This window comes from uncultured Oscillibacter sp., assembly GCF_910579365.1.
Classification (GTDB): Bacteria; Bacillota; Clostridia; order Oscillospirales; family Oscillospiraceae; genus Oscillibacter.
Genome location: NZ_CAJTUX010000018.1, coordinates 12,261 through 34,064, shown reverse-complemented (window position 1 = coordinate 34,064; position 21,804 = coordinate 12,261). Strand labels below are relative to the sequence as shown.

Annotated in this window: 25 protein-coding genes; 14 read left to right on the top strand and 11 right to left on the bottom strand. The window is 65.5% G+C overall.

Annotated features, from left to right (window positions below):
• Positions 1-23: 23 nt before the first annotated feature.
• From QZ329_RS06705 to QZ329_RS06665, 9 genes are all read left to right on the top strand, one after another.
• A complete protein-coding gene (locus tag QZ329_RS06705; protein ID WP_295750052.1) occupies positions 24-398 on the top strand; it encodes a helix-hairpin-helix domain-containing protein in 375 nt (124 codons plus the stop codon).
• On the top strand, positions 395-1,072 hold the full coding sequence (locus QZ329_RS06700) for a response regulator transcription factor (RefSeq protein ID WP_295750050.1): 678 nt from the start codon (positions 395-397) through the stop codon (positions 1,070-1,072). Before QZ329_RS06705 ends, QZ329_RS06700 begins: the two co-directional genes overlap by 4 nt.
• A 70-nt stretch (positions 1,073-1,142) precedes the next feature.
• Positions 1,143-2,486: a HAMP domain-containing sensor histidine kinase gene (locus QZ329_RS06695; RefSeq protein ID WP_295750048.1), complete on the top strand. Its 1,344-nt coding sequence runs from the start codon at positions 1,143-1,145 to the stop codon at positions 2,484-2,486.
• Positions 2,483-3,370, top strand: a complete 888-nt coding sequence (locus tag QZ329_RS06690; RefSeq protein ID WP_295750046.1) for a GerMN domain-containing protein — start codon at positions 2,483-2,485, stop codon at positions 3,368-3,370. The genes QZ329_RS06695 and QZ329_RS06690 overlap by 4 nt, the downstream gene beginning before the upstream one ends.
• 107 nt (positions 3,371-3,477) lie before the next feature.
• Positions 3,478-4,833: a nucleobase:cation symporter-2 family protein gene (locus QZ329_RS06685; protein ID WP_295750043.1), complete on the top strand. Its 1,356-nt coding sequence runs from the start codon at positions 3,478-3,480 to the stop codon at positions 4,831-4,833.
• A gap of 7 nt (positions 4,834-4,840) precedes the next feature.
• Positions 4,841-5,302, top strand: coding sequence for a YbhB/YbcL family Raf kinase inhibitor-like protein (locus tag QZ329_RS06680; protein ID WP_295750040.1), 462 nt, complete (start codon positions 4,841-4,843; stop codon positions 5,300-5,302).
• A 223-nt stretch (positions 5,303-5,525) separates the two neighbouring features.
• A complete protein-coding gene (locus tag QZ329_RS06675; RefSeq protein ID WP_295750038.1) occupies positions 5,526-6,722 on the top strand; it encodes a carbamoylphosphate synthase large subunit in 1,197 nt (398 codons plus the stop codon).
• A 120-nt stretch (positions 6,723-6,842) separates the two neighbouring features.
• Positions 6,843-7,502, top strand: a complete 660-nt coding sequence (locus QZ329_RS06670; RefSeq protein WP_295750035.1) for a DUF4358 domain-containing protein — start codon at positions 6,843-6,845, stop codon at positions 7,500-7,502.
• Positions 7,503-7,716: 214 nt separating this feature from the next.
• The gene (locus QZ329_RS06665) at positions 7,717-8,424 is read left to right on the top strand and encodes a PilZ domain-containing protein (protein ID WP_295750032.1); all 708 of its coding nucleotides are present in this window, start codon (positions 7,717-7,719) and stop codon (positions 8,422-8,424) included.
• Between the two features lie 40 nt (positions 8,425-8,464).
• On the opposite strand, the gene spoVAC is transcribed toward QZ329_RS06665, so the two are convergent.
• A complete protein-coding gene (spoVAC, locus tag QZ329_RS06660) occupies positions 8,465-8,905 on the bottom strand; it encodes a stage V sporulation protein AC (RefSeq protein ID WP_295750029.1) in 441 nt (146 codons plus the stop codon).
• Here spoVAC and QZ329_RS06655 point away from each other — a divergent pair.
• From QZ329_RS06655 to QZ329_RS06645, 3 genes are all read left to right on the top strand, one after another.
• Positions 8,904-9,089 (top strand): hypothetical protein, encoded by a 186-nt coding sequence (locus QZ329_RS06655; protein WP_295750026.1) that lies wholly within the window; start codon positions 8,904-8,906, stop codon positions 9,087-9,089. The genes spoVAC and QZ329_RS06655 overlap by 2 nt on opposite strands.
• 135 nt (positions 9,090-9,224) lie before the next feature.
• Positions 9,225-10,349, top strand: a complete 1,125-nt coding sequence (gene hemW / locus QZ329_RS06650) for a radical SAM family heme chaperone HemW (protein ID WP_295750023.1) — start codon at positions 9,225-9,227, stop codon at positions 10,347-10,349.
• A gap of 4 nt (positions 10,350-10,353) precedes the next feature.
• Positions 10,354-11,364: a putative ABC transporter permease gene (locus tag QZ329_RS06645; protein ID WP_295750020.1), complete on the top strand. Its 1,011-nt coding sequence runs from the start codon at positions 10,354-10,356 to the stop codon at positions 11,362-11,364.
• Here QZ329_RS06645 and QZ329_RS06640 read toward each other — a convergent pair.
• From QZ329_RS06640 to QZ329_RS06595, 10 genes are all read right to left on the bottom strand, one after another.
• A complete protein-coding gene (locus QZ329_RS06640; RefSeq protein ID WP_295750017.1) occupies positions 11,361-11,651 on the bottom strand; it encodes a DUF4298 domain-containing protein in 291 nt (96 codons plus the stop codon). The two genes, QZ329_RS06645 and QZ329_RS06640, sit on opposite strands and share 4 nt — an antisense overlap.
• A 249-nt stretch (positions 11,652-11,900) precedes the next feature.
• Entirely contained in the window at positions 11,901-12,926 is a 1,026-nt protein-coding gene (mreB, locus tag QZ329_RS06635; protein ID WP_295750015.1) for a rod shape-determining protein MreB, read from the bottom strand.
• Between the two features lie 104 nt (positions 12,927-13,030).
• The gene (locus QZ329_RS06630) at positions 13,031-13,708 is read right to left on the bottom strand and encodes a ComF family protein (RefSeq protein WP_295750012.1); all 678 of its coding nucleotides are present in this window, start codon (positions 13,706-13,708) and stop codon (positions 13,031-13,033) included.
• Positions 13,705-13,965 (bottom strand): helix-turn-helix transcriptional regulator, encoded by a 261-nt coding sequence (locus tag QZ329_RS06625; RefSeq protein WP_295750009.1) that lies wholly within the window; start codon positions 13,963-13,965, stop codon positions 13,705-13,707. Before QZ329_RS06625 ends, QZ329_RS06630 begins: the two co-directional genes overlap by 4 nt.
• Before the next feature lie 202 nt (positions 13,966-14,167).
• Positions 14,168-16,375 (bottom strand): ATP-dependent RecD-like DNA helicase, encoded by a 2,208-nt coding sequence (locus tag QZ329_RS06620; protein ID WP_295750006.1) that lies wholly within the window; start codon positions 16,373-16,375, stop codon positions 14,168-14,170.
• Positions 16,376-16,411: 36 nt separating this feature from the next.
• Positions 16,412-16,741 (bottom strand): hypothetical protein, encoded by a 330-nt coding sequence (locus QZ329_RS06615; protein WP_295750003.1) that lies wholly within the window; start codon positions 16,739-16,741, stop codon positions 16,412-16,414.
• Between the two features lie 258 nt (positions 16,742-16,999).
• Entirely contained in the window at positions 17,000-17,488 is a 489-nt protein-coding gene (ybeY, locus tag QZ329_RS06610) for an rRNA maturation RNase YbeY (RefSeq protein WP_295750002.1), read from the bottom strand.
• Positions 17,485-18,462, bottom strand: a complete 978-nt coding sequence (locus QZ329_RS06605) for a PhoH family protein (protein WP_295750000.1) — start codon at positions 18,460-18,462, stop codon at positions 17,485-17,487. Before QZ329_RS06605 ends, ybeY begins: the two co-directional genes overlap by 4 nt.
• 27 nt (positions 18,463-18,489) lie before the next feature.
• A complete protein-coding gene (locus tag QZ329_RS06600) occupies positions 18,490-19,695 on the bottom strand; it encodes a sporulation protein YqfD (RefSeq protein ID WP_295749998.1) in 1,206 nt (401 codons plus the stop codon).
• Positions 19,689-19,985, bottom strand: coding sequence for a YabP/YqfC family sporulation protein (locus tag QZ329_RS06595; protein ID WP_295749996.1), 297 nt, complete (start codon positions 19,983-19,985; stop codon positions 19,689-19,691). Before QZ329_RS06595 ends, QZ329_RS06600 begins: the two co-directional genes overlap by 7 nt.
• Positions 19,986-20,108: 123 nt before the next feature.
• On the opposite strand from QZ329_RS06595, the gene QZ329_RS06590 reads away from it, so the two are divergent.
• Both QZ329_RS06590 and QZ329_RS06585 read left to right on the top strand, forming a co-directional pair.
• Entirely contained in the window at positions 20,109-21,023 is a 915-nt protein-coding gene (locus tag QZ329_RS06590) for a sporulation protein (protein ID WP_295749992.1), read from the top strand.
• Between the two features lie 142 nt (positions 21,024-21,165).
• On the top strand, positions 21,166-21,774 hold the full coding sequence (locus QZ329_RS06585; protein WP_295749990.1) for a hypothetical protein: 609 nt from the start codon (positions 21,166-21,168) through the stop codon (positions 21,772-21,774).
• The last annotated feature ends 30 nt before the right edge of the window (positions 21,775-21,804 follow it).

The following is a 21,804-nucleotide window of genomic DNA, read 5'->3' as shown; positions in this document are numbered from 1 at the left end:
CAAAAAAAACGGAGGAACGCAACATGGACAAGCGCGGAAACATCGCTCTGGGGGAGTGGATGCTGCTGGGTTTGACGGGGCTGTTTTTGTGCCTGCTTCTGGGGCTCTTTCTCCATGACCGGGCGGCGCTGGCAATTCCCGCCGCCGCGGAGACGGAACGGAGCGCCCCCATTGAGGCGGTCCGCCCCGACCCGGCGCCCCTCAATCTCAACACCGCCTCGGAGGAGGCGCTTACCGCCCTCCCCGGCATCGGGGAGGAGCTGGCCCGGCGGATCGCGGCCTACCGGGAGGCCAACGGGCCCTTCGCGGCCGTGGAGGATTTGACAAAGGTCTCCGGCATCGGCCAGGGCAAGCTGGCCGCGCTGGAGGGATGGATTACAGTGGAGGATACGGAATGAAAATCCTGGTGGTAGACGACGAGAAGACCCTGGTGAAGGGCATCAAATTCAATTTGGAAAATGAGGGCTATGAGGTGGAGTGCGCCTACGACGGCGCCGCCGCCGTGGAGCTGGCCCGGGAGGGGAAGCTGGACCTCATCATCCTGGACCTGATGATGCCGGAGCTGGACGGGCTGGAGGCCTGCATGCGCATCCGGGAGTTTTCCAACGTGCCCATCATCATGCTGACGGCCAAGAGCGAGGACGCGGACAAGCTGATGGGCTTTGAGTGCGGGGCGGACGACTATCTCACCAAGCCCTTCAACATCCTGGAGCTCAAAGCCCGGGTCCGTGCCCTTCTCCGCCGGGCCGCCGGAGTCCAGCGGAACCGGGGCAGCATTCTCACCGCAGGGGGCATCACCCTGAACACCGAGGAGCGCTCCGCCGCCCGGGGGGACACGCCGGTGGACCTCACCGCCAAGGAGTACGATCTGGTGGAACTTTTGATGCGCAACCCCCGGCGGGTCTACAGCCGGGAAAACCTGATGAACGTGGTGTGGGGCTACAGCTACGCCGGGGACTACCGGACGGTGGACGTACACATCCGCCGCCTGCGGGAGAAGCTGGAGGAGAACCCGGCGGAGCCGGACCACATCTGCACCAAGTGGGGGGTGGGGTATTATTTCAAGGAATGAACGGTCTTATTGGAGCAGCCTCCAGTTCCGCTTCGGCCTGAGCTACATCCTGGTCATCCTGGCGGTGCTGGTGCTGCTGAATACCTATCCCCTCCTGGTGTCCGAGGATTTGGTGTTCCACTCCAAGGCCACGAATCTCCAGAGCAGCGTCTCCGTCATGGTGAACGCCCTCTCCGGCCTCTCCCCCCTGACGGAGCAAAACGTCGGCGACGCCATGGCCCTGGCGGAGGAGGCGGGCCTGAGCCGCATCCTGGTCACCAACAGCACGGGGCGGGTGCTCTACGACACCCGCGAGACCGGCTCCGCCGTGGGCTATCTGGCCTTGTACACGGAGATCGTCCGGGCCCTTCAGGGATACGACGCGTTCAGCTGCACCTACCAGCGGGGGGCCTTCCGAAGCCGGGCCTCCTCTCCGGTGATGTACCAGAGTCAGGTTATCGGCGCGGTCTACGCCTATGAGTACGACACAGAGCAGGCCGCCCTCCTCTCCGGCCTTCAGGAGACACTGCTGCGCCTCTCCGCCATGGCGGGGGTTCTGGTGCTGCTGCTGAGTTTGGTGCTGTCCAAGGCCCTGACCCACAAGATCGGCCTGCTCCTCACTGCCATCCGGCAGGTGCGGGAGGGGTCCTACAGCCACCGGGCGGCCATTCGGGGCCGGGACGAGATCGCCCAGATCGGCTTTGAATTCAACAGCCTGGCGGACCGCCTCCAGACTACGGAGACCGCCCGGCGCCGCTTCGTCTCCGACGCGTCCCACGAGCTGAAAACCCCTCTGGCCGCCATCCGGCTGCTGTCGGACTCCATCTTGCAGACGGACAACATCGACCCGGAGACCACCAAGGAATTCGTCTCCGACATCGGCCGGGAGGCGGAGCGCCTCTCCCGCATCACGGAGGACCTTCTCCGCCTCACCCGGCTGGACAGCGGCGTGCTGGATCCCCCGGCGGAGGTGGACATCCTGCCGGTTCTGGAGCAGGCCATGCGGATGATGACCCTGGTGGCCCAGGAGAAGGGGGTGGACCTCACCTACTCCGCCGGGGGGGCGTGCGTGGTCCTGGGGACCCGGGACGAGACCCATCAGGTCATCTACAATCTGGTGGACAACGCCGTGAAGTACTCCGCCGCCGGCGGCTCCGTCCAAGTCTCCCTGAACCGGGAGGGGGAGCAGGTGATCCTCGCCGTGGCGGACAATGGCGCGGGCATCCCGGAGGCGGACCTGCCCCGGATTTTCGAGCGGTTCTACCGGGTGGACAAGGCCCGGTCCCGGGCCGCCGGAGGCACGGGCCTGGGCCTCTCCATCGTCAGCGACACGGTGAAGCGCCGGGGCGGAACCGTGGAGGCCGCCAACCGTCCCGGGGGCGGCGCGGTGTTCACCGTCCGCTGGCCCGCCCTGGAGAGGAGGGAGGACGCGTGAGACACCGGCTCTGCCTGCTGCCGCTGCTGCTTCTGCCGCTTCTGCTGGCGGGCTGCCAGCGGGAGGAACCGGCCCGGACCGCCTATCAGCTCTACTTCCAGGAGGCGGACCTCACCTATTCCGCCGGGGACTCCCCCTTCCGCACGGAGACCGTGTACTTATACGACGCGGAGACCGGCACGCCCCTCCGGCTGGCGGAGGCGCTGATAAACGAGCTTTTGAAGGGCCCCGCCGACGAGACCCTGAAAAGCACCCTCCCCGCCGGGACCACGCTGCTCTCCCTGCGCATCGCGGGGGATCGGGCCCAGGTGGACCTGTCCCCTTCCTATGAGAGCCTTTCCGGCGTGGCGCTGACCCTGGCGGACAGCGCCATCGCCATGACCCTCTCCCAGGTGCCGGAGGTGTCCTCCGTCCAGATCACCGTTCGGGGCCGGGAGCTGGCCTATCGGGACCAGCAGGTGCTGAACATCCGGGAGGTGCTGCTGACGCCGGGGGAGGACGTGGTCAGCACCGTGGATGTCCTCCTCTATTTCCTGGACCAGGAGGGCCGTCTGGTCCCGGACGCCCAGACCCTGGACCTCTATGAGGGCGACACCCAGGTCTCCGCCGTGGCCAGGGCCCTGGAGCAAAAGCCGGAGGGCCGGAACCTCTTCTCCCCGCTGCCGGAGGGCTTTCAGGTGAAGTCCGTGTGGCTGGAGGAGGACATCTGCTACGCGAACCTCTCCTCCGCCCTGCTGGAGGGAGCGGAGGAGCAGGCGGTCCAGACCGCCCTCCGGGCGCTGGAGCATTCCCTTTCCTCTCTGGAGGCGGTGGAGGAGGTCCGCTTCCTGGTGGACGGCGAGTTCCGCCGGAGCCTGGGGGCGCTGGCGGAGCTGGAGGAGTAAAGTTTTGTCCTTGACATCCCTTCGCGGCTCCTGTAAACTAAAAAAGGTGGACCTTTTCAGGGCCGCCGCAAGAAACGAACAAAGAAACAGGAAGGAGAACCTCCGCTATGAGAACCCCCTCTGACCAGCAGACGCTGTTCCAGATTCGAGGCATTCCCCCGCTGGGCTCCGCCGTCTCCTTGTCCCTCCAGCATCTGGTCGCCATGATTGTGGGCTGCGTCACGCCGCCCATCATCATCGCCGGGGCCATCGGCCTGAGCCAAACGGACCGGGTGCTTCTGATCCAGGCCTCTCTGGTCATGTCCGCCGTGTGCACCATTATCCAGCTCTACCCTGTGAACAAGTATTTCGGCTCCGGCCTGCCGGTCATCATGGGCGTCAGCTTCGCCTATGTTCCCAGCATGCAGGCCATCGCCTCCACCGGCGGCGGCGTGGGGGCCATCGCCGGGGCCATGATCGTGGGCGGCATTGTCGCCATGATCGTGGGGGTGTTCGTGAAGAAGATTCGCCTGCTCTTCCCCCCGGTGATCACCGGCACGGTGGTTTTCACCATCGGCCTCTCCCTCTATCCCACGGCCATTAACTACATGGCCGGCGGCACGGCCAATACATATCAGCTGGTGGTGGAGACCAAGGGGCAGACGGAGGCTTTGGTTTACGGCTCCTGGCAGAACTGGCTGGTGGCCATTCTCACCCTGGCCATCGTCATGCTGCTGAACAACCACGGCAAGGGCATCTGCAAGCTGGCCTCCATCCTCATCGGCATGCTCTGCGGCTATGTGATCTCCATGTTCTTCGGCATGGTCTCCTTCGCCGAGGTGGGCTCCGCCGCCTGGTTTTCCCTGCCCCGGGTGATGCACTTCGGCGTCACCTTCGACCTCCCCTCCTGCGTGGCCATCGGGCTGCTCTTCGCCATCAACTCCATTCAGGCCATCGGCGACTTCACCGCCACCACCGTGGGCGGCCTGGACCGGGACCCCACGGATCAGGAGCTCCAGGGCGGCATCATCGCCTACGGCGCCAGCAACATCCTCACGGCCTTCTTCGGCGGCCTGCCCACGGCCACCTACTCCCAGAACGTGGGCATCGTCACCACCAACAAGGTGGTCAACCGCATCGTCTTTGCCCTCACCGGCGGCTTTTTGCTGCTGGCGGGCCTGTCCCCCAAGTTCGCCGCCGTGCTGACCACCATCCCCCAGTGCGTCCTGGGCGGGGCCACCATCACCGTCTTTTCCACCATCGCCATGACCGGCATGAAGCTCATCGCCTCCCAGAACCTGACGGCCCGGAACACCACCATCGTGGGACTCTCCGCCGCCCTGGGCGTGGGCGTCTCCCAGGCCAGCGGGGCCCTGAGCCAGTTCCCCGACGGCTTCACCATGATTTTCGGCAAGTCCCCCGTGGTCATCGCCACGCTGATGGCGGTGCTGCTGAACCTGATCCTGCCCAAAGAAAAGAACTGAGAACGTTATGGAGATTGAGATTCTGCGCTTCCACTGCCCCGGCCTGTCGGACGGCGGCTTCTTCCCCCGGGACAACACCGGCCGGGGGAAGGACCTGTCCCCCGAGATCGTGCTGGAGAATCTGTCCCCCCGGGCCAGGACCCTGGCCGTCACACTGGAGGACCTGAGCCACCCTCTCAAGGGCTTCACCCATTGGATAATGTGGAACTTTCCCGCCCGGGAGGTCATCCCCGGCGGTCTGCCCAAGTACGAGCGGCTGGAGTGCGGGGCGGCCCAGGGCATGGCCTACGGCATTCACCGCTACGCGGGGCCCAAGCCGCCCCCCTGGTCCCGTCACCGCTACCGGCTGACGGTTTACACCCTGGACTGCGTCCTGGGCCTGAGCTCCAACGCCCGGAAGAAGCACTTCCTGAAGGCGGCGGAGGGACACATCCTGCAAAAAGGCTGCCTGACGGCAGAATATGGCTGAGGAAACCGGGGAGGCGCAAGCCTCCCCCGGTTTTGGCGTCCCGACCCGGACGGGCATAGGGGGCCCTTGCGCATGCCCGGCGGGACCGCCCTTGATTTCCCCTCTTGCTTTTTTCCCGCGAAGGGACTATAATTCAATGCTATAAAGCTATAAAGCGCTAAACAATTCCCGTTCCAGCCATCCGGACTCATCGTCCGCAAGAAATAGAAGGAGGAATCTCCCTATGAACTTTGTCTTCATCTCCCCCAACTTCCCGGAGGCCTACCGCTGGTTCTGCATCCGCCTGCGGGAGAACGGCGTCAACGTCCTGGGCGTGGGCGACGCGCCCTATGACGGGCTCCACCCCGATTTGAAAAAGGCCCTGAGCGAGTACTACCGGGTGGACAGTCTAGAGGACTACGATCAGGTTCTTCGGGCCCTGGGCTACTTCACCGGGCAGTACGGCAAAATCGACTGGGTGGAGAGCAACAATGAATACTGGCTGGAGCTGGACGCCCGGCTGCGGACGGACTTCAACATCACCACCGGGCTCAAGGCCCATGAGATCGAAAAGTACAAGAGCAAGATGGCCATGAAGGCCTTCTATAAAAAAGCCGGCCTCCCCTGCGCCCGGTACGCGCCGGTGACGGACCTGGAGACGGGCCTGGCCTTCGCCGGCGAGGTGGGCTATCCCATCATCGTCAAGCCGGACAACGGCGTGGGGGCCATCGCCACCTGGAAGCTCAAGAACGACGAGGACATGCGGCAGTTCTTCCGAGACCCGCCGCCGGTGCAGTACCTGATGGAGGAGTACGTCTCCGGCTCCGTCACCACCTATGACGGCGTGTGCGATTCCCGGGGCGAGGTGCTCTTCGCCGCCAGCCACATCACCCGGAATTCCATTATGGACATGGTGAACGAGGGCGTGCCGACGTATTACTATGTGGATAAGGAGGTCCCTGCCGACGTGGAGGCCGCCGGCAGGGCCACGCTGAAGGCCTTCGGCGCGGCCAGCCGCTTTTTCCACCTGGAGTTCTTCCGCCTGACGGCGGACAAGCCGGGCCTTGGCCGGGTGGGGGACATCGTGGCCCTGGAGGTGAACATGCGTCCCGCCGGAGGCTATACCCCCGACATGCTGAACTTCGGCCAGAGCGTGGACGTCTACCAGATCTGGGCGGACATGGTGGCCTTTGACGGGCTGCGCCACCATTACGACGGTCCCCACAGCTACTGCGTCTACGCCGGGCGGCGGGACGAGAACCGCTATGTGCTCTCCCTGCCCCAGCTGGAGGCCCGGTGCGGCAATCACGCCCGGCTCTTCACCCGGATGCCCGACGCCCTGGCCGGCACCATGGGCAACCAGGTGGCCATCGCCTGTTTTGACACCCTGGAGGAGGTGGACGCCTTCGTCCAGTCCGCCTTCCAGCTGGAAGAGTCCTGAAGAAATTGGGTTCTCCCGCCCGGTGAAAATTTTTTCGCCGGGCGGGAACTTTTTTGCTCCCGCCGCCGTCATACTCTCAGAAGCCATTCACAAGACGATTACAACACAAGGAGACTATGTATGAAAACGAAACTTCTCGCGCTGATTCTGGCGCTGACTCTGACCCTGTCCCTGGCCGCCTGCGGCGGCAAGGACGCCCCCGCCCAGGACGGCGCCCCCGGCGCCCCGGAGGTCAGCACTCCCGAGGACGGGGAAACCGCCCCTGCCGAGGAGGGGGAACCGAACGCCCCCTCCACCAGCGCGCCTGGGGAGAACTGCCCCAATGAGCCCGGCGCCCCTGCGGAAAGCGAGTCCCAGGAGGGAGCCGACCTCGCCGAATTCTACAACACCCTCCGGCAGGAGTACACGTGGCCCGAGCTGATGAGCCTGACGGAGGACGAGACCATGACGGAGCTGCTGGACAGCTACTACCCCGGCCTGTCGGAGATTTCCACCAAGCAGTGCGGCGTCTACACCGCCGCCATCTCCGCCGCCGTAGGCGAGATCGCCCTGGTAGAGGTGGAAAACGCGGAGGACGTCCAGGCGGTGAAGGACATCTTCCAGGCCCGGATTGACTACCAGGTGGGAGACGGCACGAGCCCCGGCGGAGCCTGGTATCCCGCGACGATCGAGGGCTGGGAGACCAATTCCCACATTGTCAGCAGCGGAAATTACGTCATGCTGGCGGTGGGCGACGAAGCCGCGGCGGCGGCGGACCGCTTTAACCAGCTGTTCCAGTGACTCCCGGGGCGGAGGGACCACGGTTCCTCCGCCCTTGCGGTATTCCGGGGGACCGGAACGTCCCCTTCGGAGATTTGGGCCATGCAAAGGCGGCCTGTGCGGCTCCGCGGCGCAGGGCCAGAGCCGGACGCCCCCCGGCGAAATACCCCTTGCCTTCCGTTCCTCCCTGGGCTATAATGGATGTGACATTCCAACGTCAAAGGAGAAACGCATCGTGGCACTGTTTGATATCTTTAAAAAGCAGCCCGCCGGGAACAAGCCCCCCGCTCCCGCCGTCCCGGAGGACGACGTGTCTATCTACTCCCATATGCGGGTGGAAGTGACCACTATAGACGGACAGATTCTCTTTGTAGCCAAGCTGATGTATCCCCGAAGAACCATGGCGGAGCTGCATCAGTGCTCCGAGATCGATAACCCCATACTGAAGGACCAGTCGGAGATACAGCCCCTTTACGTCCACATCCGGGGCTATCATGACCGCCAGCGGAAGGCTGTGTATATGGAGGGCGTCATCACCCCCCAGCCCAAGCACATCTGGCTGGTGTCGCAGCTCAGTGTCGTCCGGGTGGGAAACGACCGGGCCTTCTTCCGCCTGGACACAAACCTGGAGGCCAACGTCACCAAATTCAGCGGCCGGAACGCCGGCGAGCACCCCTGCCGCCTGCTGAACATCAGCGTGGGCGGAGCCCGCATTGCCTCGACGCAGCAGTACTGGGAGGGAGACAAGCTCCTCCTCACCGTGAAGCTGCTGGAGGACCGGGGCCCTTCCGTCATGTACTGCCAGGTGCTGCGGGTCATCGAAAAGGAGGATGGCCCCACGGAGTACGGCTGCCAGTTCCTGGAGCTGAACGAGGCCGACCAGGACAAGATTACAGAGAACATTTTTACCGCCCAGCGGAAGAGGCGGAGCACCTCCAAATAACCACGCCGCCCGCGCCGGATACCGGCGCGGGCGGTTTTCCTCAAAGGCGGAACAGCTTCAGAATGATGCCGTAGAGCACCGAGGCCACGGTGCCGAAGACAATCACCGGCCCCGCCACGGTGAACATCTTCGCCGCCATGCCGGTGACGAAGCCCTCGCTCTTGAAGTCAATGGCCGGGGACACCACGGCGTTGGCAAAGCCGGTGATGGGCACCAGCGTCCCCGCGCCGCCGTAGCGGGCGATCTTGCCGTAGAGATTCAGTCCCGTCAACAGGGCGGAGAGGAACACCAGCGTACAGGAGGCGGCGGTGCCCGCCTCCTCCTTGTTCAGTCCCGCCGCGGCCCACCCGTTGGTGATGGCCTGGCCCAGTACGCAGATGGCCCCGCCGACGGCAAAGGCCAGGACCACATCCTTGACGATGGGCGACTTTTTGGCCTTCTGCTTCACATAAGCCTGATACTCCTTGGGAGACATGTCCATGGAAAACTTCCTCGTTTCGTTCTGGATTTCCCAAATAGTGTTGCCCGCAGAGCCGGAAATATTCCCCGCCTGTGCCGGGAGCCTGATGTTCTTGCCGGAGGCGGAGATGCGTGGTATAATGGATGACATTATGAAGCAAGAGGAACCGGCGAAGATGGAAGCGCTGCCAATTCCAATCCTGTGAACGGCGGGCCGCCCAGTATATCCGGCGCTGTTTTGCCCCCTCCCGTCAAGCCGAGCCGACTTTTGAACATTGGGAATGGAAGCTGGGCAGAGGAGCTTCCTGAACACCGGCGTTTTTCAGAAAAGGAGCCCTTTTATGAGCAAACCTCTGGGCATTTACATCCACGTCCCCTTCTGCAAGCAAAAATGCGTCTACTGCGATTTTTACTCCCTCCCCCGCCGGGAGGGGGATATGGACGCCTATGTCTCGGCCCTCCGCGCCCAGCTGGCGGAGGCGGACTTCTCCGGCTATGAGGCGGACACCGTCTACTTCGGCGGCGGCACCCCCAGCTATCTGGGCCCCCGCCGCCTGACGGTCCTGCTGGAGGCGGTCTCCGCCGCCTGTCCCCTGGCCCCGGAGGCGGAGATCACCTTCGAGGCAAACCCCGACTCCGCCGGGGACCCGGGGGCCCTCTCCGCCCTCCGGCGGGCGGGGTTCAGCCGCATCTCCCTGGGCATGCAGTCTGCCGCCGACGGGGAACTGCGGGCCATCGGCCGGGTCCACACCATGACCCAGGTCCGTTCCGCCGTGGAGGCGGCCCGGCAGGCGGGTTTTGAAAACCTCTCCCTGGACCTCATCTACGGCCTGCCGGGGCAGGACCTTCCCCGCTGGCGGGATAATCTCGCCGCCGCCGCGGAGCTTGGTCCGGAGCATCTGTCCTGTTACGGGCTCAAGGCCGAGCCGGGCACGCCCCTTTACGCCCGCCGGGATACCCTGCCGGGGGACGAGGTCCAGGCGGACATGTACCTGGAGACCGCGGACTTTCTGGAGGGCTGGGGCTGGCGGCAGTATGAAATTTCCAACTTCGCCCGCCCCGGACGGGAGTCCCGGCACAACCTCAAGTACTGGACCCTGGGGGAGTACGCCGGCTTTGGCCCCGGGGCCCACTCGGATTTTCGGGGCCGCCGGTACGCCTGGGAGCGGGACCTCACGTCCTTCCTCCGCGGCGCGCCGTCCCTGTCCGAGTCCCAGGCCATGACCCCCAAGGACCGGGCGGCGGAATGGCTGATGCTGTCCCTCCGCACCGTCCGCGGGCTGGAGGCGGCGGAGTGGGAGGCGCGCTTTTGCCGCCCCTTCGCCCCCTTCGCGCCCTTTTTGACCCGGTGCGCCGCAGCGGGCTACGCCCTTCGGGAGCAGGGCCGCTGGCGGCTGACCCCCCGGGGCTTCCTGGTGTCCAACCAGATCATCGGGGAACTTCTGGACCAAATTCAAGAGGAGTGAGCGCATGCACGTCTACACCACGGGCCAGTGGGTCCTGCTGTTTTTCTTCTACTGCTTCTGCGGCTGGGTCTGGGAGTCCTGCTATGTCTCCCTCTGCCAGCGGCGCTGGGTGAACCGGGGCTTTCTCCACGGCCCCCTGCTGCCCATCTATGGCTCCGGGGCCATTCTCATCCTTCTGGCCACCATCCCCGTGGCAAAGGACCTCCGGCTGGTCTGGCTCTTCGGCATGCTGGCCGCCACGGTTCTGGAGTACGCCACCGGCGACGTGATGGAGCGGATTTTCAAGGTCCGTTACTGGGACTACTCCAATCAGAAGTTCAACCTCAACGGTCACATCTGCCTCACCAGTTCCATCGCCTGGGGCTTCTTCTCCATCCTGCTGGTGCGGTTTGTCCATCCCCCCATCGCCCGGCTGCTGGCCCGGGTTCCCGCCCTGTGCGTGGACCCCCTGGCCTTCCTTCTCACCGCCGCGTTTACCGTGGACGCGGTGCGCTCCGTCCAGGCCGCCCTGGACCTGCGGGACCTGCTGGCCCGGGCCGCCGAGGAGAACGAGGACCTGCGCCGCCTGGCGAAACGGGCGGAGGTCTACGCCGCCTTCGCCAGGGATGATCTCCGCCGCTTCCGGGAGAAAACGGAGCTGGAGAAGCTGCTGCTCCAAAAGCGGATGGAGGAGGAGCGGGAGGAGCGCCGCCTGGCCCGGACGGAGCGGGTGGAAGCCTCCCTCCGCCGCCTCACCGCCTCCAAACTGGAGATTCTCTCCACCATCTCCGGCGCTCTGGAGACCTGCCGGAACCATCTGGAGGACCTGCCCGACCTGAAGCCCGAGGACCTGGAGGCGCGCCGGTCGGAGCTGGAGGAGGTCATCCGCCGGGTCCGCCAGCGGGAGGCCGCCCTGCAAAACCGCTCCTCCGCGCCCTATCACTGCTCTCTCCGCCTTCTGCGGGCCCATCCCTCCGCCACCGCCAAGGACTTTGCCGAAACGCTGGAGACGCTGAAAAGGCTGGGGAAGGATTAGTCCCTCCCCAGCTCCTCCAGGCGTCCGCGCAGACGGTCGCGGTCCGTGAGAAGGTCATAGACCGCGTCCTCCGAGAGGACGCCCCGTTTCAGGTCCTTGGGAATCCGTCCCGCGGCGTCGTCGTCATAGTCCCGCCGCCACAGGTCCCCGCTGTAATAGGCATCCAGTTCCGCCAGCTCCTCCCGGACGGCGGCATAGTCCTCCAGGGCCTGTTCCAGGGCGTCCACCGCCTCCCTGCCCCGGTTCAAAATTCCCTCCATATGGGCAATGCGTTCCAATTGATCCATCGCGCGCCTCCTGCCGCAAAGCCCGCCGGACTGCTTGTCCGGCGGGCTCCGGCCGGCGAAACGTTTTTCGCCAACCGGAGCGAGTTTTTCAAACCAGAGGCTTGAAAAACTTCAGATTGAAAACGAAAGGAACCCCTCCTGGGTTCCTCTCGTAACTCTCTTCCTTCCCGTCGAATCCGTCTTTCCGCGTCTTTTGACGCTGCGCGCCCGCCGGACTGCTTGTCCGGCGGGCTTTTGTTTCGCTCGCTTTCAGCTCATCTGCTTCCGGCGGCTGAGATTCATGGTGCCCTCCTGCATGTTGTTCAGGGTCTCCAGGCTCATGCCGGTGCCCAGGGCCACGCAGGAAATCGCCTCGTCGGCGATCATGGTATGAATGCCCGTCCGGGCCGTCACCAGCCGGTCGAAACCGGACACCAGGCTGCCGCCGCCGGTCATGACGATGCCGTTGGTGGAGATGTCCGCCACCAGCTCCGGCGGGGTCCGCTCCAGCACGGAGTGGATAGCCTCCATAATGCGCTCCACCGGCTCCTCAAAAGCGTCCATCATCTCCGTGGAGCTGACGGCCACCACCTTGGGAAGGCCCGTCAGGAGGCACCGGCCCTTCACGTCCATGACCTCCTCCTCGTCCTTGGGGAAGACGCAGCCGATCTGCTTTTTCATCTCCTCGGCGGTGCGCTCACCGACCAGGAGGTTGTGCTTGCGGCGCATATACTTCACCACGGCCTCGTTGAGCTGGTCGCCGGCGATCTTGATAGAGGCGGACTCCACCACGCCGCCCAGGGAGATGACGGCGATGTCCGCCGTGCCGCCGCCGATGTCCACCACCATGTGCCCGTCGGGCTTGGCGATGTCGATGCCCGCGCCGATGGCCGCGGCCACGGGCTCCTCAATGAGATAGACCTTCCGGGCTCCGGCCTGGATGCCCGCGTCGATGACGGCGCGCTCTTCCACCTCCGTGATGCCGGAGGGCACGCAGATGATGACCCGGGGCTTGAAGACGGAGACCCCCGCCACCTTGTGAATGAACTCCCGGAGCATCCGCTCCGTCATGTCGTAGTCGGAAATGACGCCCTCCCGCAGAGGGCGGATGGCGATGATGTTGCCGGGGGTGCGGCCCAGCATGGCCTGGGCCTCGGAACCCACCTTCAGCAGCTTTCCGGTGTTTTTATCCAGTGCGACCACGGAAGGCTCGTTCAAAACGATGCCCTTTCCTCTTACAAATACCAAAACCGAAGCGGTACCAAGGTCGATACCGATGTCCTTTGCCATGGGCAATTCCTCCATTTATCTGATGTTCAAAAGATGATAGGCGGAAAACCGCCTGGGATTCCATAAAGTTACAAGGTACATTATACCGACAGTTCCCTCAGAATGCAAGTCTATTCTTTCGCTTTTTCTCCCCTGTTTTCCTCCTCCGGCCTGGGAAACGCCGCTGCGGCGCAGACCACTCCCGCCGCGCCCGCCTTCCGAAGGGCCCCGGCGGCGGAAACCAGGGTGGACCCGGTGGAGCACACATCGTCGATGAGGAGAATCCGCCTTCCGGAGAGGCTGCCCAACGCCTCGTAGACGCCCCGGACATTCTCCCTTCGCCGGGCGGCGTTCTCCAGCCCAGACTGGGCGGGGTTATCCCGGACCTTGCGGAGCAGGGGCTCCGGCTCCGCGCCCCAGAGCTTGCAGGCGCTCTCCGCCAGAAGGCGGGCCTGGTCATAGCCCCGGCGGCGAAGGCGCTTGGAGCTGACGGGGACCCAGGTCACCCCGTCGAACTCGCCGTCGAAGTGCTCCGCCGCCGTCTGGGCGATCTGCTCCCCCAGAGGTCCGGCGGCGGACACGCCTCCGCGAAACTTGAAGCGGAGAATGGCCTCCCGGACGGCGCCCTCATACCAGAGCGGCGCGGCGCACCGGAGGCCGGGGGCCAGCTCCCGGACGGCGCGCTCCTCCCCGGTCCGCGCAAGCGCGTCCAGACAGGCCGGGCAGCCGCCTGCGGCGTCCCGCACCTTGCCGCAAAAGGGGCACTTCGGCGGGAAGAAGAGGTCCAGCAGACCGCTCCAGACCCTCATGCCTTCGGCCCCGGCGCGCTCCGCCGCTCCAGCAGCTCTTCATAGGTGGTGCCCAGTACGCGCTTGATCGTCCGCAGCTGAGACGCCTGGATATGCTGCTTGCCGCGCTCGATTTTGACCAGGGCCTCCCTGGTCATCGAAGCGCCTTCCAATTGCAGCAAACTCACCAGTTCAGTCTGTTTCAGTCCCCTTTCCTTGCGGATAGCCCGGATGTTCGCGCCAATGCAGATATCCTGCTTGATTTTTTGTTCCTCCATAATTACCTCACAAAAGAACCCGTTTGGGTTCATTTTTCTTTATTCTATGGAGGAACCTTTTCTTGAAGGGACCCATACAGGTCCACAGCAAAAAAGGTCCATCGCAAAACACGATAAACCTTCCATGCCAGAGCGGTTATCCGTTATCCGGAACCCCGCAAACCCTTTGGAGGACGCCGTCTGTTCCGGCGGCGTCCGCTTATCACTCCGCGTCTCTCTGCGCCAGCCTCCACCGGAGGCCGGAGTAGCGGCGCTGCTGGCGGTCGTTGGCCGCCATGGCCCGGATGGCCGCGTCGTCCCCCACGGCCACCAGCAGCTCCCTGGCCCGGGTCAGGGCCGTGTACAGCACTCCCCGCACCATCAGGGACGGGGCCGCCGGCATCGCCGCCAGCACCACACAGCGGTACTCGCTGCCCTGGGCCTTGTGTACCGTCTGGGCGAAGGCCAGGTCCACCTCGTTCAGCTGCTCCGCGCCGTAGACGGCCCGCCGCCCGTCGAAGTCCAGCTCCAGCCACTCGCCGGAGTCGTCGATCTTCACAATTCTTCCCACGTCCCCGTTGAACATCCCCGTGCCCACGGTTCCGTCCTCTTTTTCCCACACCACGTCGTAGTCGTTCCGGGTCTGCATCACCCGGTCCCCCTCCCGGAAAAGCCGCTCTCCCCACAGCAGCTCCCGCTTCCCCGGGGCCTTGGGGTTCAGCGCCTCCTGAAGGCGGCGGTTCAGATTCCCCGTGCCGGTGGGGCCCTTCCGGGTGGGGGTCAGCACCTGAATCTGGTCCGCAGGAATGCCCATGTTCTCCGGCAGGCGGGTTTCGCACAGCTCCACCAGCGTGTTCACCGCCCGCTCCGGGTCCCGGCGGCAGAGGAAGAAGAAGTCCCCCTGGTTATTCGCCAGGTCCGGCGAGCCCCCCTGATTCACCGTGTGGGCGTTGCGAATGATGGCGGACTGCTCCGCCTGGCGGAAGACCTCCCGCAGGAAGACCGTCTCCACCCGTCCGCTGCGGATGAGGTCCGAGAACACGTTTCCCGCCCCCACGGAGGGCAGCTGGTCCGCGTCCCCCACCAGCACCAGCCGGGTCCCGGGCCGCAGGGCCCGGAGCAGCGCCGAAAACAGGGGCAGGTCCACCATGGACATCTCATCCACCACGACGGCGCCGGCCTCCAGGGGCTCCTTCTCCGTCTTGGAGAAGGTCACCTGCCGGGCGTCCTCGTTCCAGCTCATTCCCAGGAGGCGGTGAACCGTCTGGGCCTCCATGCCGGTGAGCTCGCTCATGCGCTTGGCCGCCCGGCCCGTGGGGGCCGCCAGGACCGTATCCAGCCCCATCTTTTGGAAGAGGGCCACGATGCCCCGGACGGTGGTGGTTTTGCCGGTGCCGGGGCCGCCGGTGAGAATCAGCACGCTCTCCCTGGCCGCCAGCTCCACGGCCTTTCTCTGCTGGGGGGCGTAGGTGACGCCCTGGGTCCGCTCCAGCTCGTCCACAGTCCGGGCGGCGGAGACCCGGCCCTCCGGCACGGCGGCCAGCAGGGCCCCCAGCCGCTGCTTCACGGAGACCTCCGCCTCCCACAGCCGCCGGAGGTAGCAGGCGTCCACGTTGGCCACCCGCTCCTGCACCACCACTCCCCGGTCAATCAAGGCGTCCAGGGCCAGCTCCGGCCGGTCCGCGCCGCACTCCAGCAGCTGGGCCGTGGCGGCAATGAGCTTGTTCCGGGGCAGGAAGACGTGGCCGTTGTTCTCATTGTGGCCCAGCTCAAAGCTCACCGCCGCCTCCAGCCGCTGCCCGCTGTCCGCCTCGAAGCCCATGCTCAGCGCGATCTCGTCGGCGACGGAGAACTCCACGCCGCAGCCGTCCCCCGCCAGAAGGTAGGGATTCTCCCGCAGCTTTTCCAGAGCGGCGTCCCCGTACTGCTGGCGCAGGCGCATGGCCAGCACCGGGGGCAGCTGATACCGGGCCAGAAAAGCCATCAGCCGCCGCAGGCCCATGTGCCGCCGGAAACCCTCGGCAATCTCCTGGGCCTTCCGATGGGTGACGCCCTTCACCGTGGCCAGACGCTCCGGGGCGGTCTCCAGTATGTCGAAGGTCTCCGGCCCGAAGCGGCTCACGATGTTCCGGGCGGTGGCGGGGCCCACGCCCTTGATGACGCCGGAGGAGAGGTAGCTGAAAATTTCCTCCTCCTCCTCCGGCAGGCTCCGCTCCATCTCCAGTCCCCGGAGCTGCTCTCCGTGCTGGGGGTGCTGTTCCCAGACGCCGGAGACGGTGAGATGTTCGCCGGGGGCCACGCAGGGGATGCACCCCACCACGGTGACGACCTCCCCCTCCTCGGTAAGGAGGCGGAGGACCGTATAGCCGTTTTCAGCGTTTTGAAAGATGACGCTATGTACCGTGCCCTCCCGGCAGATTTGCTCTTCCATTTGGAATGTCCTCTCTTTTTCGCGTTCCAGGCGGACTCAGAGTTCCGCGGCAATCTCCCCTGCGGGGACCAGGGCGGCGTTTTTCTCCCGCGCCGCCAGATAGCGGGCCAGGGCCTGACCGTCGGCGGTGAGGCCGCAGTCCGCCAGAATGATTTTCGCCCCGGGAAGGCCCCCCTGGACCCGGCGGAGCTCCCGGACGTCCGCCTCCATGGCCAGAGCCTCGCCCCGGAGGGGGAGAACCAGCAAAAGGCCCGGGATGGCCGGGCGGCCGCCGATGCGGAGCAGGGCCCCGGCGGCGGCCCAGACAATCGTGGTCAGGCCTACGGCGGATAAGAAGGCTATGACGCCGTCTTGCAGTAGAAGCATTTGAATCACCTCGGTTTAGCTTATGCAATGCCGGGGGATTCGGTTATCCATCCGCCGGATGGGGGTGGGCGATCGCCCTGGCGGGCGGGGGGGGTGGATGTCGAATCGGCTTTCTCCTCTTTCCGCTGCCGCTGCCTTGGCGGTTTTTTGCGGCTGGGATGCCGGATGGCTCCCGCCTTGGCAGACGGACGGCAATCTGACGCCCTTCTCCCGGGCCTCCGCACCGGGCAGGGGCTGTCCGATTCCCTCCGGGCCTGACTACCGCGTGATTCCAAGCTCCCCCAGGATGGCCTCCTCCCGTTCCCGCATCTGCGCCTTCATCGGTCCCTCGTCCATGTGATCGTACCCCAGCAGATGCAGCACCGAGTGGACCACCAGGTAGCCCAGCTCCCGCCGGTTCGAGTGCCCGTACTCCTTCGCCTGGGCCGCCACATGCTCCAGGGAAATCATCATGTCCCCCAGGGGCACCAGCCCTGTGCCGGGGTCCGCGTCCTCCGGTCCCGGCAGCTCCCCCGGGCAAAGGTCGAAGGCCGGGAAGCTCAGCACATCTGTGGACTTGTCCACCTGCCGGGTCTCCCGGTTCAGGGCCCGGATCTCCTCGTCGCCGGTGACAAGCACGTCCACTTCACAGGGAAAATCCACCCCCTCCGCCGCCAGCGCCGTGCGGACGGCCTTGCGAATGATAGCCCTCTGGCTCTCGTTCACCCCGGGGACCCCGGCGGTGACGGGGATATAGTGCCGCTTCATCGCTTCTTCCCCTTTTCCTTGTTCTTCCGGGTCTCATAGTCCTCATAGGCTTGTACAATTCTCTGGACCATGACGTGCCGCACCACGTCGGCGTTGGTCAGCTGGCAGATGCCGATGCCCTCCACGTTTCGAAGGACCCGCATGGCCTCCTTCAGGCCGGAGGTCTTCCCGTCCGGCAGGTCGATCTGGGTGGCGTCGCCGGTGATGACGATCTTGGACCCGAAGCCCAGCCGGGTCAGGAACATCTTCATCTGCTCCCGGCTGGTGTTCTGGGCCTCGTCCAGGATGATGAAGCTGTCGTCCAGGGTGCGGCCCCGCATATAGGCCAGAGGGGCCACCTCGATGCTGCCCCGCTCCAGGTATTTCTGGTACGTCTCCGCCCCCAGCATGTCGAAAAGGGCGTCATACAGCGGCCGGAGGTAGGGGTCCACCTTGCTCTGGAGGTCGCCGGGCAGAAAGCCCAGCCGCTCCCCGGCCTCCACGGCGGGACGGGTGAGGATGATGCGGTTCACCTGCTTGTCCCGGAAGGCCTGGACGGCGGCGGCCACGGCGAGATAGGTCTTCCCCGTGCCCGCCGGGCCCACGCCGATGGTGACCGTGTTTTTCAGAACGGAGGCGATGTAGTCCTTCTGACCGATGGTCTTGGGCTTGATGGGCCGGCCCTTGGCGGAGATGCACAGGACGTCGCCGGCAAGCTCGGCGATCTTCTCCTCCTTCCCCGCCCGGACCATGCTGATGACATAGCGGACGTTCTGTTCCCCGATGGCCTCCCCCCGGCTGGAGAGGGTGAGGAGGGCCTGGACGGCCTTGCAGGCCAGGTCCACGTGTTCCGCCTCTCCCTCCACCCGGAGCTCGCTGTCCCGGTTGACCACGGTGACGGAGAACTCCTGCTCCAAAAGGCGGATGTTCTCGTCAAAGGACCCGAAGATGTTGATGGCCTGCTCCAGCCGCTCGATGCTGATCCGTTGTTCCAAAGTCTTCACTCCCGTATTTTTCAGGCGCTACGCGTCTGTTTCTTCCGTATTCTCCGTATAGATGGGCGCCGCCTCCCCGATCTCCTCCCGGCACTCCGCCGACAGCGTCACCACCAGCGCGTCCCCCCGCTGGCGGGAGGAGCAGAGGGTGGACCGCACCTCGCCGTAGGGCTCCACCATGTCCCGGAGCTGGGCCGTGAGGATGGCCTCGGCGGCCTTCTCCGCCTGGGCGGCGGTCTGGGGGGCGGGCACGGGCTCGTAAAAGCGCCATTTCTCCATTACCAGCGTCACCGGCAGGGGAATGCCCAGAAGGGTGCAGGGATGCCTGCTGGTTATTTTATCATATTCCGTCCCTTCAATGCTACTGTTTGAGAAGAATTTTATCCGCCGGGTCCCGCATACCAGGGAGATTCCCGTTTTCTCCCGCCCCGTATAGCGCTTTTCCATCGCCGTCAGGGGCATAACGGCGGTGAGGTGATACCACGTCCGGGCCTCCACCTTCCCCATGCCCGCCAGGACCCGGGCCCCCACGGTGTCCGTGTCCTCCACGCCGGAAATCAGAATCTGCCCCTCCGTCACGGCGCTGCCGGGGATCACGCAGCTGACGCCTCCGATGGTCTGGACCTTCAGCACCAGCCCCGCCCGCCGGGCCACCAGGTTGGATGGTTCCCGCCGGTCGATCATCACGGGGGGCGGCGTCCGCTCCCGCACCTGGACGCTGGCCCGGCAGCCGGAGACGTTGACGGCGATCCAGCTTAGTTCCGGCACGTCCAGCAGCACGTGGTTCCGGATGTCCTCCCCGTTGAGGGACAAGCCGAAGGTCCCCAGGCCCACGCCGTTTTTCTCCAGGGCCCGTAGGATGCGCTCCGTGGGGACGGTCTCGTTGCCCTCCACTTGGAACTCCCAGATGAAAAAGGACCCCAGAAACAGCCCCAGGGCGCAGGCCGCCAGCCCCACCGCCAGAACCTGCCGGTGGCGAAAGCGCAGGAGAAAATAGGGCGCTCCCTCCACCCCCATGACGGAGAAGGCGCAGTCCAGGTTCCGCCCCGCCTGCCGGAGGGCCTTCCAGTCCCTGCGGGACAGGCGGCAGGTGAAGGCGGTGGGGGACTCCCACTCCAAGTCCCAGAAGGCCAGCCCCTGGGCCCCGCAGAGATTCAGCACCCGCTCGGGGAAGGCACACTCCGCCCGGACCCGGACCTGCCCCCGCAGCAGGTTCACCATCCCCCTCAGCATGGCCCCACCCACTCCACCGAGTCGATCTTGCCGCCCACCCGCAGCTCTCCCGCCGTCATGGCCATCAGGGTCAGCCGCTCCCCCTTGATGCGAAGGACCCCGGCGGCGGTGTTGGCGTCGATCTGCTCCTCCGTATAGGCCAAAAGGCCGGTGTGATGCTCCAGGTACAGCTGGCGGCTTCCCACCATTTCCAGCCTGGGCAAACCCGCCACCACGTCCGCCGGGAGGTCGAACAGCTCCGCCACTGCCGTCAGCACGCCGCCTTCCCGGTCCCTTCGATTGCGCTCCATATTGCTCACCTCAAGAGATTTCTATGCGGCGGCGGTCCAAATTCTGCTTGTCCCCCTCTCTTTTCCGCCGGGCCGCACATGTTCCCCCCTCCCGGCGCATAAACCTTCCACGAGGTGAGGCTTATGAACACGCGCTGGCGGACCGGCGGCTGTCTGGTTCTCTGCGGTCTTTTAATCTGGTTTCTGGCGGACGCCGCCCAGGTTCGCGGGGCGGCGGCGGCGGGGCTGGCGCTTTGCGGCCGGTCCGTCATCCCCGCTTTGTTCCCCTTTATGGCGGTGTCCACCATGCTGGTGTCCCTGGGCTTTGGCCAGTGGGCCGCTCCCCGGCTGGCGGGGCTGATGAGCCTCTACCGCCTCCCCGGTTCCGCCGGGTCCGCCCTGCTGCTGGGGCTGGTGGGGGGCTATCCCATCGGGGCCCGGACGGCGGCGGAGCTCCGCAAAAAGGGACTGCTCACCGCCGCCGAGGCGGAGCGGCTTCTGGGTTTTTGCAACAACTCCAATCCGGTGTTTCTCATCAGCGTTCTGGGGGGCGGGGTCTTCGGCAGCCCCCGGCTGGGAGTGTACCTGTGGCTGATTCACCTGCTCTCCGCCCTGCTGACAGGCTTTTTCTTCCGGGGAGGAAGGGGCCCCGCCCCGCGTCCCTGTCCGCCAAGGGCGGCCTCTTATCAGGCGCTCTCCCTTCCCGCCGCCTTTGTGGAGGGGGTGCGGAGCGCCTGCGGCAGCATGCTCTCGGTCTGCGGCTTCGTTCTGTTTTTCTTCGTTCTGGCCAGCCCTCTGGCAAGCCTGGGCGGCCCTCTGGCTGCGGGGCTGGTAGGGTTTTGGGAGCTCTTTTCCCTGACGCCGCTGCTGGCGGCGGACCGCCTGAGCTTTGTCCTGGCCTCGGCCTGCGCGGGCTGGGGCGGCGTCTCCATCCTCTGCCAGACGGCGGCGGTGCTGGAGGGCAGCGGCCTGCGGCTTCGGAACGTCGTCTTGGGAAAGGCGGTTCAGGCTCTTCTGGCCGGGGGGCTGGCCTGGGCCGTGAGCCTCTGCGCGCTCTGAGGGCGGCGGGACCCGCCGGCAAAAATTTAACGAGTTCCAAACATAAAATTCTGGACGGCCGCCGGGAAACATGGTATACTATATATTCTAACTATACCGTCCGCTCCGGTTCCGCCGGGGCGGCTGGAAGGAGTGCTGCGCCATGCGCGAGGAGATGCGGACCTTTGGCTATCTCTGCCCCCAATGCGGGAAACCCGTCCTGAAAGCCCGTTCCGTCTTTGCCCTGGAGGCCTCCGGCGCGGAGGTGGACTGCGGCTGCGGCGGCTCCGCCCTGCGGGCGGAGTTCGACGGGGAGCGGTTTCATCTCTCCGTTCCCTGCGGGCTCTGCGGCGGGACCCACACCGCCGTCTGCCCGCCGGAGCGGGTGCTGGAGGGGGCCGGAACCGCCCTGACCTGCGCCGGGACGAAGCAGTTCTGCTGCTTCATCGGCCCGGAGGAAACGGTGGACCGTCAGCTCCGGGAGCTGGCCATCCTGGCGGAGAAGGAGCGGAAGGGAAATGGGGACGAGGCCTTTCTGGACAGCGTCATCATGTATGAGGTCCTCTCCGAGCTGCGGGACATCGCCGCCCGCCCCGGGGGCATCGCCTGCGCCTGCGGCAGCAGCCGTTATGGCATGGAAATCCGCCGGTCCGCCGTGGACCTCATCTGCCGGGACTGCGGGGCCAGACTCCGTCTCCCCGCCGCCACGGACCAGGACCTGGACGACCTGTGCTGTCACATGAAGCTGGTGCTGCCGGGGAAGCGCCCCTGAAGCGGCAGTGTCAAACCGCCGCTTTCCAGC